Source organism: Amycolatopsis vastitatis (genome assembly GCF_002234595.1).
Taxonomy (GTDB): Bacteria; Actinomycetota; Actinomycetes; order Mycobacteriales; family Pseudonocardiaceae; genus Amycolatopsis; species Amycolatopsis vastitatis.
Genome location: NZ_NMUL01000053.1, coordinates 72,759 through 85,402 on the forward strand (window position 1 = coordinate 72,759; position 12,644 = coordinate 85,402).

The following is a 12,644-nucleotide window of genomic DNA, read 5'->3' on the forward strand; positions in this document are numbered from 1 at the left end:
TGTGACCGGTCACAATCGCAGGCCAGCAGTGTGACTGGTCACACGTCCGGCTGAAAAGCCCGCGTTACCTTGTTGTTACGAACACTTCGATGTTCACCGCGCGCGGGGAGAGGCGGTCGACTCGCGGATCACGAGGGACGGCGGCGCCAGCTCGACCGCCGGCCGCGGCACCCCGGCCAGGTCGGCCGCGAGCGCCGCCAGGCACGCGCGTCCCAAGGCCACGAAGTCCATCCGGACGGTCGTGAGCGCGGGCGTCCAGTAGGCGGCGCCGGGAACGTCGTCGAACCCGACGATGCTGACGTCACCGGGCACGTCCCGCCCGGCTTCGTGCAGTGCCCGGCGGACGGCCATGGCGGTGTCGTCGTTGCCGCAGAGGATCGCGGTCACGTCCGGATCGGCGGCGAGGTCCCGTCCGGCCAGGTAGGCCGACCGCACGTCCCACCCCGCGGGCACGACCGCCGGAACGGGCACCCGTGCCGCTTCGAGCGCGCCGCGCCACCCCGCCTGACGGGCGCTCGTGCCGGTCTCCGAGGGGATCGCGACGTGGTGCACCGTGCGGTGTCCCAGGTCCAGGAGGTGTCGCGTCGCGTCGGCGGCGGCCTGCCGTTCGTCGAGGAAGATCATCGACCGCGCGACGTCGCCGAGGCCACCGGCTTCCGTCGCGGCCACCGCCGGAACGTCCGCCGGCAGCGCCCGCAACACCCCGGCCCCGGCGGCGTCGAAGGCGACGACCACGATCCCGCCGGCATTGGGATCACTCACGTACTCGACGGCCTGCCGGACGTCGGCGGCCCGGTCCGACTCCACCACCCGGACCCCGACCGCGAGCCCCCGCAGGCGAGCGGCCTCCTCGATCCCGCGCAACGTGGAGGCGTAGCCGTACAGCGTCGTTTCCGCGATGACCACGGTCACCGCGTTCGACCGTCCCGAGCCGAGCGCCCTGGCCGCCCGGTTGGGGCGGTAGCCGAGCCGTTCGATGACCTCCCGCACCTGCCGCCGGGTGTCGGCGTTGACGTACGGCGAGTCGTTCAGCACCCGTGACACGGTCTGGTAGGAGACACCCGCGGCGGCCGCGACGTCACGGATGCTGGGCGCGGCGGAGGAACGTCGGGTCACGGTGTCATCGTGATCGGTGCGGATCGCCACGTCAAAGTCACGCCTGGGCCGCCGGGCACTTCCCGGGAGCCGCGCGGCGGGGAGTGAGCCCCGCCGCGCGGCACCCCGGGATCAGCTGTAGGCGACCTGGGTCGTCGAGCCGGCCGTGACGAAGGTGATCGTCCCGCCCTGGAAGTTGTTGCGGCGGCCGCCGGTGACGGCGAACTCGTCGCTGGTCGGGTAGCGCAGCCTGCTGCCCTCCCAGCCGAGCGAGGCCCACTTCTGGCGGATCAGGCCGTGGATCGACTGCGCGCCGGTCGCGACCGTGTAGTAGATGGAGGCGCCTTGGGCGCCGTTGAAGTGGTTGTAGCGTCCGACGCCGTCGGGGGTCACCCCCTCGTCGATGGTGGGGTAGCCGAGGCCGGTTTCCCAGCCGAGTGCGGCCCACTTCTGGCGGATCAGGCCGTGGATGGACTGCGCGCCGGTGGCCGCCGTGTAGTAGATGGAGGCGCCTTGGGCGCCGTTGAAGTGGTTGTAGCGTCCGACGCCATCCGGGGTCCCGCTTTCGTCCGTGGTGGGGTAGCCGAGGCCCGTTTCCCAGCCGAGTGCGGCCCACTTCTGCCGGATCACGCCGTAGACCGCTTTGGCGCCGGTCGACGCCGTCCAGTAGATGGAGGCGCCCAGCGAACCGGTGAAGTGGTTGTAGCGGCCCACGCCGTCGGGTGTCCCGGTCTCGTCCGTCGTCGGCAGGCCCACCACGCCGCCGGGGCCGCCGAGCTGCTGGTAGTGCTGCCAGATCGAGCCGTGCACCGCGTACGCGCCGGTCGCCGGGAAGTAGCCGATGATGCCCTGCTCGTAGTTCTGCGCCCAGCCGCCGGCGGCCGCGTATTCGCCGCCGGACGGGTTGCCCAGATAGGACGACGCACCGCCGAGGTCGGTGTAGTGCTGCGTGATCTTGTCGGCGACGGTGCCGGTGCCGAGGGACTGCAGATCGGCCAGGCTGCCGTTGAACACGTCCTGGTCACCGGGGAACGTGCCGGACGACGCGGTCTGGTCGAACGTGTAGTCCGTCCAGCTCGCCGGCATCGTGACGGTACCCGCGATCCACAGTGGATCATTGGCGAAGTTCGGGTTGTTCGCGGTGCAGTTCGACCACCAGCCGTTGGTGGTGTAGATGACCGGCCACCGGTTCGTGCGGTCGTGGATCGTCGTGACGAAGTCGGAGATCCACGCCGAAACCTGCGCCGGGGTCATGTTGTAGCAGTAGCCCGGCCAGTCCGCCGTGCTGTAGGGGTTGTACTCGATGTCGAGCACCGGCGGCAGCGTCTTGCCGTCCGCGACCCAGCCACCGCCGTGGCTCAGGAAGAACTGCGCCTGCGCCGCGCCCGACGAGGTGTCCGGCAGTCCGAAGTGGTACGCGCCGCGCAGCAGCCCGGCGTTCGCGGAACCGGCGAAGTTGGTCGTGAACTGCGGGTCCACATAGGTCGTGCTCTCAGTGGCCTTCATGTACGCGAACTTCGCGCCCTGAGCCGCCGCCGCGCCCCAGTCCACAGTGCCCTGGTAGTGGGACACGTCCATGCCCGGCGTAGTCACACCCGAGGCCGCGGCCGCGCGCGCGGCGGCCTTCGGCGTCGCGGTGGTGTGCGCACCGATCGTCGATCCCATGTAGTCCGAGCCCGGATGGGCAGGGGCGCTCGCGGCCGCCCTCCCGGTGGCCGCCGGAGCGCTCGATGCCATGGCCGCCGCCGGTGTTCCGGCCAGCACGCCCGTGACCAAGGCAGTGACCGCACCCGCGGTCACCGCACGTTGAACCCAACCCACCGCAAACCTCCACCCGGTATCTGTTCACCCCGCTATCGACGGGAGCCCGGAAGCGTTACCGAAGCAGACAGGAAAAATCACCCTGGGGGCGGGAAATGCGGTGGCCGTCACCTTCCGTCGACGAAGCGCCGACCGGCCATTGCGGACAGTGCCGGTGGGTGCGATTTTTCCGGAAGGAGCGCGTTTCCGTGCCTTTGTGTCGTTGTGCGGGCTTGATCAGCCACGGCCCAGGGTCTTGGCCAACGCTGCGACGTCCAGCTTCCGCGGCCGCGGCAGCCAGACCGGCTGGTCCGCGCCGCGCGGGGAGAGCACGTTCAGGTAGTGGTGCGGGGTCCGTGACAGCGTGACGTTCTCGGTGACGCCCTGGTAGATCCCGAGCGGGGTGAGCGAGGTGAACAGCTGCGGGTCGAGCAGTTCGTGCTCGCCGCCGCTGCCGACCGCGCCGCGGACGTAGTCCCAGTCGAAGAAGCCGAGGGTGACCGCCCACATCGCGGCCCGGGTCAGTGACACGTGGACCCGGTAGCTGCCGCCTTCGGTGGCGCGGCGGGCCAGCGCCGCCATGGCGCCGGTCGCGCCGAGCCAGGCGACCAGGTAGTCGTTGATGATCGACGTCGGCGGCAGCTTCGGTTCCTCGAGGCTGCCTTCGGCGGCGACCATGCCGGTCACCGTGCCGGCGACCTGGTCGAAGCCGACGCGCCGGGCCCAGGGGCCGGTTTCGCCGTAGCAGCTGGCCGTGACGTGGATGAGGCCGGGCCGCACGGCGAACGCCTGCTCGGCGTCGACGCCCAGTTCGGTCAGCAGGCCGGGACGGCGGTTCGCGTAGAAGATGTCCGCGTCGCGCAGCAGCGAGCGCAGCGTCGCTTTCCCGTCGGGACCGCGAACGTCGAGGCGGGTCGAGCGGACGCCGACGTTGGCGGTGGCGACCAGCGGCTCCTCTTCGAACTCCATGACGCGCCAGACGTTGAGCGCGTCCGCGCCGAGCGAGGCCAGCGAGCGGCCGATCCCGGCCCCGGCGATCACGTGGCCCATGCCGAGCGCGCGGACGCCGGACAGCGGGTGGCTTCCCCACTCCGGCAAGGGTTCCGGCGGGGTGTCGGCGACCTTTTCGATCTCGACCAGCGGCCGGGACGCGAGGTGCTCGAACACCGGCTCCTCGACGAACTCTTCGACGCTGCGGACCTTCGCGAACACGATTCCGTGCTCTTCGCCGAGCGCTTCCAGTTCGTCGGCCGAATACCGGGCGATGGCGCGGCCGAGGGCTTCGGCGTTGTCGGCGCAGTCGAGGACGGCGAGCATCTTCGACTTGAGGCCGGGGTAGATGTTGGCCGGGATGACCCGGCGGCCGTCGCGGGTGGGGTAGAACCCGAAGTAGGCGAAGACGTTGCGGTCGGACATCGCGGCGGGGTAGCCGTTGAGGGTTTCCCACTTCATTTCCGAGGCCGGGGCGAGGCGGCGGATGGCCTGGCCGAGGTCGACGGTGATGTCCTGGCCGAGGCCGGTGCGCATCCGCCACAGCTTGGCGGCGACCACGGACTGCTGGGCCAGGGCGACCGCGGCGGCGCCGCCGATGCGGATGCTGCTGGGCATCAGCGGGTCGCGCTTGAGGAACGTGATCGTCCCGCCGCTGTCTTCGGGCGTGAAGCCGAGCGGGGCGAGGACGGCGCGGAGTTCGGCGTGCGGGTCGAACTCGTCGTCGGTGGCGCGGTGGCGGACGGCTTCGAGCATGGCCTCGCGCAGCACCCGCGGGTCGGTGGTTTCCACTGTGGACTCTCCGGTCAGGGCAGCAGGGCGGTCGGGACGTCGACGTGGCGGGCGCGGAGGAACTCGCCGAGGGACTTGCCGATCTGGTCGAGGGCGAGGTTCGCCGAGCCGCTGGGCGGGAAGTAACCGCCCAGCACGAACGAGATGCCGTGCAGGTTCGGCTGTTCGTAGCGTTCGATGGCCACGTCCTCCGGGCAGTTCAGCAGCTCGCGGAGGCGGTCGGCGGTGAGGAACGCCGCGAGCCACGGCCACGCGGCTTCGGTCCGGGCCCAGACGCCGAGGTTGGCGTTGGCGCCCTTGTCGCCGGTGCGCGCGTAGACGATCTGTCCGAACGGGACAGTCCTGGTGGGACCGAACGATGCCGCGGGGCTCGAAGGGGTCTCGGGCTGGCCGGGGAAGACGACGGTGCCCGGCGGGGGAGCGATGTCGAGGACCCGGCCGTCGGGCAGGTGGACCTGGTGGTGGAGGTCGGCCTGCCGGACGAGCCCCGGCCAGTAGTCGATCCGCGGCTGCCCGCCCATGGAGTACATCTGGGTCATGTCGATGTAGAAGCCGGGGATGCTGCCGAGGCCGTAGGAGCAGAACTGGTTCAGGAACCCCGAAACCGTCTGCTGGTCCGCCGCGGCGGCCGACACCTGGACCGCGACGGTGGCCTGCCACTGGTCCTTCGGGTCGGGGACCGGCTGCCCGCAGACGAAGAAGTGCAGCTCGTCCACGGGGTGGTCCTGGCGGGCGCGTTCGGCCTGGGCCTTGAGCACGTCGATCTTGGCGTCGACGTCCAGGCCGGTGGGGAAGAGCCAGGTCGCGCCGCGGTAGCCGCGCTGGAAGTTGACACCGACCTTGGTCGTCTCGGAGGCCGCGCTGCCGCGGGCGCCGGTGACGCGCACGCGGTCCGGGCCGTCCTGGGCGAGCGTGATGGAGTCGGTGTGCCAGGTGACGTCCGGGTTGAGGTAGCGCGGGCCCTGGATCTCGTACATCAGCTGGGCGGTGACGGTGTCGACGGTGACCGCGCCGCCGTCGCCGGACCGTTTGGTGATCACGAAGCTGCCGTCGTCGGCGACCTCGGCGATGGGGAAGCCGGGCAGCGAGTTGTCGGCGATGCCGGTGAAGCCGGCGAAGTTGCCGCCGGTGGCCTGCGGCCCGCATTCGATGATGTGCGCGGCGGCGGTCGCCCCGGCGATGCGGTCCAGGTCCCCGCGCTGCCAGCCGTGCCACCACGCGGCGGGGCCGGTGACGAGGGAGGCGTCGGCGACGCGGCCGGTGATGACGATGTCGGCGCCTTCGTCGAGCGCGGTCTTGATGCCCCAGCCGCCGAGGTAGGCGTTGACGGCCAGCAGGTCGTCGATCTCCAGTGGTGCGCCGGTTTCCAGGTGGTTCAGCTGCCCCTCGGCGATCAGGTCCTTCGCGGTGTCGGTGAGGTCGTCGCCGGTCACGTACGCGACCTTGAGGGTCAGGCCCTGGGCCGCGACCTCGGTGCGAATCGCTTCGGCGAGCCCAGCCGGGTGGTAGATCCCGGCGTTGGTGACGACCTTGATCCCCTTTTCGGCGACGGCGGACAGCTGGGGACGCAGCTGGCGCAGGAAGTACTCGGAGAAGAACCCGCGCCGGGCTTCGCGGTTTTCGTGGAAGCCGGCGACGACCATCGACATGGTGATCTCGGCCATCGAGTCGCCGATCACGACGTCGACCGGATCGCCCTGGACGGCCTCTTCGAACGCGGAGAACCTGTCCCCCATCGCGCCGGAGAAGTTCGCGATCCGGACCGGACGCGCCATGGCGGCCACCTCGCTTCGTTGACAGCTGTCGCTGAAATCGACGCTACTGCTATCGTTGACAGGTGTCAACGAACGACGTTTCGCGGGCGCCTGCCCGTATCGACAGCGCTGACCCCCGAGCCGCGCGGGTGCGCGACCGGCTCCGGCGGGCCTCGTTCGAGCTGATCGAGGAACGCCGGGTGGAGCGGATCTCGGTCAGCGACATTACGCAGCTCGCCGGCGTGAGCAGGCAGGTCTTCTACCAGCACTTCCGCGACCGCGACGACGCCGTCGCGCAGGCCGTGGCGGCCTCGTTCCGGGAACTCACCCCCGAGGCCGGGGAAGACCCGCGGGCGGTGATCCACCGCCTGTGCGACTTCTCGGCCCGGCACGCGGACCTCTATCGCAACCTTTACCCCAGTGCGGCGTCCCAGCAGACCGCGAACGCCTACCGCGACCTGCTGCATCCGGCGTGCGTCCAGCTCGTGGAGCACCTGCCGGACCCGGAGACGCTCGCGGACTTCGTCCTGGGCGGCATCATCGAGGTCATCCGGCTGCCGGCCGAAGGCGCCCGCGGGCCGGCCACCGCCGAGTCCCTGCGCCGCCGCGTCGACGCCTGCCTCGACGCCATCGGCAGACCGCGGGCGCGCACCGCCTGACCGCCGTCGCCGCCGCGACCACCTCGGGAACCTGCCACTGGACCGGGCTCGAGAAGAACGTTAATATTAATAACGTTATGAAAAATAACGAGATGCCGCGAGAGACCGGCCCGCCCGCCCGGCTGCGCCGGTGGACGGGGTTCCTGCTGGCGTGGGTGGCCGCGAGCGGTGCCGAACACTACGGCCGGGCCCTGCTCTCGGCCGGTCTCAAGACCCACCATCTCGGCGTGCTCGTCCTGTTGCAGGACGGGCCGATGGTGCAGTCGCGGCTGAGCGAACACCTCGGTGTCTTCAAGCCGGTCATGGTGTCGCTGATCAACGACCTCGAGGCGATGGCATTGGTGCGACGGGTGCCGCATCCCACCGACCGACGCGCGGTCGAGGTGCACCTCCTGCCCGCCGGGCGGAACCGGATCAGGACCGCCGAAAAGGTCAGCCGGAGCGCCACCGACGAGTTCTTCGCCCCGCTCACGCAGGCCGAGCGGCGGGTGTTCCACGAACTGCTCGCCAAGCTGGCCGACCGTCCGCCCGCACCGGAGTGACATGAAGACCTCGCTGCAGCAGAGCCTGACGTTGGCGGCCGTGATCGGGATGGCCTACTGGCTGTTCGGCAACCTCTACGAGGCGGTGGTCTTCTCGCCGAACTGGGTCCGTGACAGCCCGTCCCAGTTCACCCGGCTGCACGAGTTCTTCTCCGCCACCGGACCCACCCTCTACTTCGTGCCGGTCACCCAGATCGCCCTCGTGCTGGTGTGGGTCCTGTGGTGGCGCAACCGAGACGGCGAACTGGCGCGCGACTACCGCCGCGCCGGGCAGGCCGCTGCCGTCCTGGCCGTGCTCACCGTCTACATCGTCGCGGCCGTGATCCCGCGCATGTTCGGCGCGGACGCACTCGCACAGCCGGACAACCTGCACTCCGCCGCCTGGCAGTGGAACATCCTCAACGTGTTCCGCATGCTCCTGACCGCGACGACCGCGTGCTACCTGTTCGGTGCGTTCCGGAAACTGGACCGACGCAACCTCGGCTGAGGACCCCCCGGACGTCAACAGATCCAGCAGTACAGCGATCTTCCGGTTCCTGCTGCGCCGGCGGCGAGGGCCGCCACCTCTCCGAGGAGCTGTCGGGCGAGTTCGTCGTCGATGGTTTCACCGTCCTCTTCGCGCCGTTCGACCCACCGCTCGGCGGTTGTGCCGAGCAGGTGGCGGCCAGCGCCGGCCAACGCCCTGGTGAGATCGCGCGGCACGGCGAGAACGACCGGGGAGCCGTCACCGCCGGCAACGACGTCCGGGCCGCCGCCGGCGATGGGCTCCTCGAGGCCGCGGCCCGTCAGAATGCTCTCCCATTCCCCGAGCGTGGACCAGACGTCGAAGTTGCCGTAAGCCGCCGGCTCGAAGCCGGCACCAGGTCCGTTCTGCACGACACCGGCTGCGGCGGCGTCGTCCGGAGCAACGAAGAACTCGATGATCGAACTCACGCGGCGATCCTCAATCGGGCAGGGTGCGGGGGAGGCCGAAGCGCGGGAACAGACCGGTGTCGAGGAAGGCGGTGAATTGGGTGATGCGGTCGCCGTCGAGAGTCAGCACAGTCAATCCGTGCGCGTGGGCTATTCCGGCGTGGGGGTCGCGCACGTAGCGGCCGAACGCGGGCTGGCCGTTGGCTCTGGTCGCGATGAGCCGGAACCGCCGGGTTCCGTGTGCGAAACCGACTTCGGTGAAGAAGCGCGCGATGGCGTCGTGGCCTTGGTACTCCTCGGGCAGCGGCGGCATGGTGAACCACGCGTCATCGGTGAGCAATCCGACCAGCGCCGAAACGTCGCACCGTTCGAAGGCGGCCACGAACGAAGCCAGGACGCGGCGCTCGGCCGGGGAATCCGGGAGTGGCGGATGCCCGGCAGGCCGCCGGGCCGCCAGGGCGCCGCGGGCCCGTTTCAGCCCGCTCGCGACCGCGTCCTCGGTCGTGTCGAGCATGGCCGCCACTTCGGCGCCCCGGTAGCCGAGCACGTCCCGCAACAGGAGGATCGCTCGCTGACGAGGTGGCAGCGTCTGCACCGCGGCGACGAACGCGAGCGACACGGCTTCGCGGCTCTCCACGCGGGCTTCCGGACCGGGCACGACCCCCTCGGACTCGGCCGCGGTGCCGGGATACGGCTCCAGCCACGGTACCTCGCAGAGCCCGCTCGGCTCGGGCAACCGGATCGAGGGCGGCGAGGCGACCGGCAAGGGCCGGCGGTGGCGATCACGCAACGCGTTCAGGCTCCGGTTGGTCGCGATCCGGTACAGCCAGGTGCGCACCGAGGACCGCCCCGCGAAGCTGCCGATTCCGCGCCACGCGGCCAACAGCGTGTCCTGGACGAGATCCTCGGCTTCGGCGACCGAGCCGACGAGGCGGTAGCAGTGCACTTGCAGCTCCCGCCGGTACGGCTCGGTGAGCTTGCCGAATGCCGCCGCGTCGCCCTCGCGGGCTTCCGACAGCAAGACCTCGTCCATGGTGGCATCCTCGCATCGTCCGGCCTCCTCGAACCTTCCCGTTGTGCTGACACCGGCCACCCGGGAAACCGGGCGCGCCCGGTTCCGGCGGTCCCGCGGGTCTACCCGTGGACGAGTCACGCCGACCGCCCCGAGGAGACCGATGTCATCCCGATCGACACTCACCGCACCGCCGTCGAACCGCCTGACCACCGACCAGCGGTGGACACTCGCGTTGGCGAGTACCGGTTCGTTCCTGGTGATCTTGGACCTGTTCGCCGTCTCGACCGCCCTGCCGGCGTTGCGGGTGGCTCTGCACGCCTCGATCAGCACCCTGGACTGGACGATCAACGCCTACACCCTGACCTTCGCGGTGCTGCTGATGACCGCGGCGGCACTCGGCGACCGCTGGGGTCGCCGACCGGTGTACGTGAGCGGCCTGCTGCTGTTCGCGGCGGCGTCGGCGGCCTGCGCCCTCGCGCCGGACGGCGTCACGCTCGTCGTGGCCAGGACGGTGCAGGGAATCGGCGCCGCGGTGACGATGCCGATGGCGCTCGCCCTGATCAACACCGCCTTCCCGGCTGATCGGCGAGGATGGGCCATGGGCGTGTTCGGCGCGGTCACCGGTCTCGCCACGGTGCTCGGACCGGTGCTCGGCGGGGTGATCACCCAGCTGTTGTCGTGGTCGGCCATCTTCTGGCTGAACGTTCCTGTCGGTGTCGCGGCCGCCGCGGCCGTCTTGCTGCGGATCCGCGACGTCCGCGACGGTGCACCGGGCGGACAGCGCGCACTCGACCCGCTGGGACTGGGGCTCAGCGGTCTCTCGGTGCTGGCACTGGTCTGGGGTGTGGTTCGCGCCGCGGGCGAAGGCTGGGGTGACCTCGGGGCGGTCTGGGCACTCGTGCTCGGCGGTGCCGCCTTGGCCGCCTTTCTCGCCTGGCAGCGTCGGGCGGCGCGGCCGATGGTCCCGTTGCGGCTGTTCACCGACCGCGCCTTCGCCTCCGGCATCGCCGGGATCTTCCTCCAGTCGGCGTCGTTGACGGCCGTGGTGTTCTTCACGGCCCAGTTCCTCCAGGACGCGCAGGGCGACGGTCCCTTGGCCGCCGGTCTTCACCTGCTGCCGCTGGGACTGGTGCCGCTGGCGCTCGGGCCGTGGTCCGGCGGCTGCACCGACCGCGTGGGCACGCGACCGATGATCGTGTCCGGCATGACGCTGCAAACCGCGGGCATGGTGGTCCTCGCGGTGTGCTCACGTCCCGGGCTGTGGTATCCGGCACTGGCGGCATCGATGGCGGTCGGCGCCGTCGGCTTCACGTTGGCCGTGCCCGCACTGACCAAATCGGTCGTCGGCTCGGTCGAACCGGCCGATATCGGCACGGCATCCGGTCTGTTCACCACCGTCCGGCAGGTGGGCGGGGCGTTCGGCGTCGCGGCGGCATCGGCGGCGTTCACCGCGGCCGGCGGCTACACCACCGCCCAAGCAGTCGCCGCGGGCTACCGCGGCGCGATGGTCGTGGCCGCCGCACTGGCCGGGCTCGGGATGGTGACCGCCGTGCTGTCCCGCCGGCGCGGGCTTGCCGCCCGCACCGGTTTCACCGCGTGGTGACGCCGATGCGTTCGCGCAGCGTGGACCACGCCAGGGCCGGTGCGGGGCGCCGGTTCAGACGTCGTTCGAGCCACCGACGTGCTTTGGCTGTATCTCTGCAATGCCGCCTACTTCGTCCGCACCGACGACCTGGGCTGGTCGCTGGACGAGTCCGAGACCTGGCTCGACGACGCGTTGTCCTCATAGACACCGGAGGGGCCGGCCGGTGACCTTGACGTGATACGGAGACGGCTTTAACGTCCCAGGAAAGTCACGGCCGGGTTCGTGACGAACCGCAGACCCACGGGGGAAGGTCGAGGTACTGATGCGCGGCACCCGTTCACCCGGAATCCTGCTCAAGTTCGCCTTGGCGGGGCTGGCCGCGGCAGTGGTTCCGGTGGCGATCACCACGGGAACCGCGGAGGCGGCGACGCCGGTCCCGATCTCGGCGCCGGGGACGTACGCGAGCGATCCGGCGAGCACTCCGGCCGGCTCGAAGCACACCCGCGCGCTCGGCGGCGCGATCACTGTCGCGGCCGGGCAAACTCACTACCTCAGCAGCAAGTTGAACCTCTCCGGCGCGGAGGAGGTCACCGAGGTCTCCCACCTGGTCTACTGCCGGCGCCCCGGTCAGACGACCAACGTCGCGCAGCTGGTGACCGGCCAGAACGTGCTGACCGGTGCCTCGACCACGTTGCTCACCCGCGGTTTCGTGACCGCGCCTACCGACAGTTCGCTCACCTGCGCGGTCTACGCCCAGTTCGTGAACCACCACGCGAACGTGGCCGGCCGCGTCACCGTGCTGTCCTCGTCCTATCTGCAGGACGTCTACGGCGCAGTCAGCTCGGTCAGCCAGACATTCAACGGCAAGACCCTGGTCAACTCCTCGCTGAGCGCGAACATCGTGAACTACACCGCGCCGGCCGGTGCCACCAGCGTGCAGGCCATCGGCGACCTCAACATCACGGTTTGCTACGGCCCCGACGACAACGGCCTGTGCGTGCACTCGGCCGGTGCGCGGATGGACGGCGCGGACTCGTTGGTGGGCACGCAACTCGTGGCCAACCAGCTCGACCAGGACGGCAGCGTCTGCCACACCACGACCAACGGCGCGCTGGCCGGCGTGTACGTCACCAGCACCGTGCACCACTTCAAGATCAATACCTGGATCACGGACGTACCCGTGCTGGCGACGTGCACGTCCCGCAACTTCGTTGTCTACACAAGGGTGACGGCCAACGCGGCGCACAACTCGTTCGTGGTCGAGGCCAACAACCAGAGCGTCGGCGCGGCGTTCGCCGTCTGAGCGGGAAGCCGTCATCCGGCAGCCTCAGACGGAGACACAACCGGCCGAGGATGCATCAAGCATCACCCTGTCGAAGTCTGCCACGTCGGCACCTCGCCACCGGCTCGGGAACGGCGCCTTGCGATGCCGTCCGATGTAGGCTGCGGAAATGGTCGAGATCCGGGGGCAGCTCGGCAAAGGTGAGCTGTTCGGTGTTG

The 12,644-nt window shown here is 70.3% G+C and carries 11 protein-coding genes; 5 read left to right on the forward strand and 6 right to left on the reverse strand.

The genetic code is table 11. From position 1 onward, the window contains the following. Positions 1 to 93 precede the first annotated feature (93 nt). From CF165_RS40725 to CF165_RS40740, 4 genes are all read right to left on the reverse strand, one after another. Positions 94 to 1,116: a LacI family DNA-binding transcriptional regulator gene (locus tag CF165_RS40725; protein WP_205661122.1), complete on the reverse strand. Its 1,023-nt coding sequence runs from the start codon at positions 1,114 to 1,116 to the stop codon at positions 94 to 96. 111 nt (positions 1,117 to 1,227) lie between these two features. Then, a complete protein-coding gene (locus CF165_RS40730) occupies positions 1,228 to 2,760 on the reverse strand; it encodes a GH25 family lysozyme (protein WP_167441723.1) in 1,533 nt (510 codons plus the stop codon). Positions 2,761 to 3,132: 372 nt separating this feature from the next. Continuing rightward, positions 3,133 to 4,677 carry a CoA transferase gene (locus tag CF165_RS40735; protein ID WP_093952917.1) on the reverse strand — a complete coding sequence of 515 codons (1,545 nt, stop codon included), beginning with the start codon at positions 4,675 to 4,677 and terminating at the stop codon, positions 3,133 to 3,135. 14 nt (positions 4,678 to 4,691) lie between these two features. Then, complete coding sequence (locus CF165_RS40740; RefSeq protein ID WP_205661123.1) at positions 4,692 to 6,452, reverse strand: acyclic terpene utilization AtuA family protein; 1,761 nt, start codon at positions 6,450 to 6,452, stop codon at positions 4,692 to 4,694. A 62-nt stretch (positions 6,453 to 6,514) separates the two neighbouring features. On the opposite strand from CF165_RS40740, the gene CF165_RS40745 reads away from it, so the two are divergent. From CF165_RS40745 to CF165_RS40755, 3 genes are all read left to right on the forward strand, one after another. Further along, positions 6,515 to 7,090 (forward strand): TetR/AcrR family transcriptional regulator, encoded by a 576-nt coding sequence (locus CF165_RS40745; RefSeq protein ID WP_240522029.1) that lies wholly within the window; start codon positions 6,515 to 6,517, stop codon positions 7,088 to 7,090. Between the two features lie 92 nt (positions 7,091 to 7,182). Further along, on the forward strand, positions 7,183 to 7,632 hold the full coding sequence (locus tag CF165_RS40750; RefSeq protein WP_093952920.1) for a MarR family winged helix-turn-helix transcriptional regulator: 450 nt from the start codon (positions 7,183 to 7,185) through the stop codon (positions 7,630 to 7,632). A gap of 1 nt (position 7,633) precedes the next feature. Next, the gene (locus CF165_RS40755; RefSeq protein ID WP_093952921.1) at positions 7,634 to 8,119 is read left to right on the forward strand and encodes a hypothetical protein; all 486 of its coding nucleotides are present in this window, start codon (positions 7,634 to 7,636) and stop codon (positions 8,117 to 8,119) included. Positions 8,120 to 8,133: 14 nt separating this feature from the next. Here CF165_RS40755 and CF165_RS40760 read toward each other — a convergent pair whose 3' ends face one another. Then, on the reverse strand, positions 8,134 to 8,565 hold the full coding sequence (locus CF165_RS40760; protein WP_093952922.1) for a hypothetical protein: 432 nt from the start codon (positions 8,563 to 8,565) through the stop codon (positions 8,134 to 8,136). 10 nt (positions 8,566 to 8,575) lie between these two features. Then, a complete protein-coding gene (locus CF165_RS40765; protein WP_093952923.1) occupies positions 8,576 to 9,577 on the reverse strand; it encodes a sigma-70 family RNA polymerase sigma factor in 1,002 nt (333 codons plus the stop codon). A 142-nt stretch (positions 9,578 to 9,719) separates the two neighbouring features. Here CF165_RS40765 and CF165_RS40770 point away from each other — a divergent pair, with 142 nt between their 5' ends. Both CF165_RS40770 and CF165_RS40780 read left to right on the forward strand, forming a co-directional pair. Further along, positions 9,720 to 11,162 carry an MFS transporter gene (locus CF165_RS40770; RefSeq protein ID WP_158226907.1) on the forward strand — a complete coding sequence of 481 codons (1,443 nt, stop codon included), beginning with the start codon at positions 9,720 to 9,722 and terminating at the stop codon, positions 11,160 to 11,162. A gap of 304 nt (positions 11,163 to 11,466) precedes the next feature. Continuing rightward, a complete protein-coding gene (locus CF165_RS40780) occupies positions 11,467 to 12,447 on the forward strand; it encodes a hypothetical protein (RefSeq protein ID WP_093952925.1) in 981 nt (326 codons plus the stop codon). The last annotated feature ends 197 nt before the right edge of the window (positions 12,448 to 12,644 follow it).

What these genes read in the sequence shown, in the direction of transcription:
- CF165_RS40730 (WP_167441723.1), bottom strand. Translation starts at nt 2,760, where the DNA reads ATGGGATCGACGATCGGTGCGCACACCACCGCGACGCCGAAGGCCGCC.
- CF165_RS40740 (WP_205661123.1), bottom strand. Translation starts at nt 6,452, where the DNA reads ATGGCGCGTCCGGTCCGGATCGCGAACTTCTCCGGCGCGATGGGGGAC.
- CF165_RS40750 (WP_093952920.1), top strand. Translation starts at nt 7,183, where the DNA reads ATGCCGCGAGAGACCGGCCCGCCCGCCCGGCTGCGCCGGTGGACGGGG.
- CF165_RS40755 (WP_093952921.1), top strand. Translation starts at nt 7,634, where the DNA reads ATGAAGACCTCGCTGCAGCAGAGCCTGACGTTGGCGGCCGTGATCGGG.
- CF165_RS40765 (WP_093952923.1), bottom strand. Translation starts at nt 9,577, where the DNA reads ATGGACGAGGTCTTGCTGTCGGAAGCCCGCGAGGGCGACGCGGCGGCA.
- CF165_RS40770 (WP_158226907.1), top strand. Translation starts at nt 9,720, where the DNA reads ATGTCATCCCGATCGACACTCACCGCACCGCCGTCGAACCGCCTGACC.
- CF165_RS40780 (WP_093952925.1), top strand. Translation starts at nt 11,467, where the DNA reads ATGCGCGGCACCCGTTCACCCGGAATCCTGCTCAAGTTCGCCTTGGCG.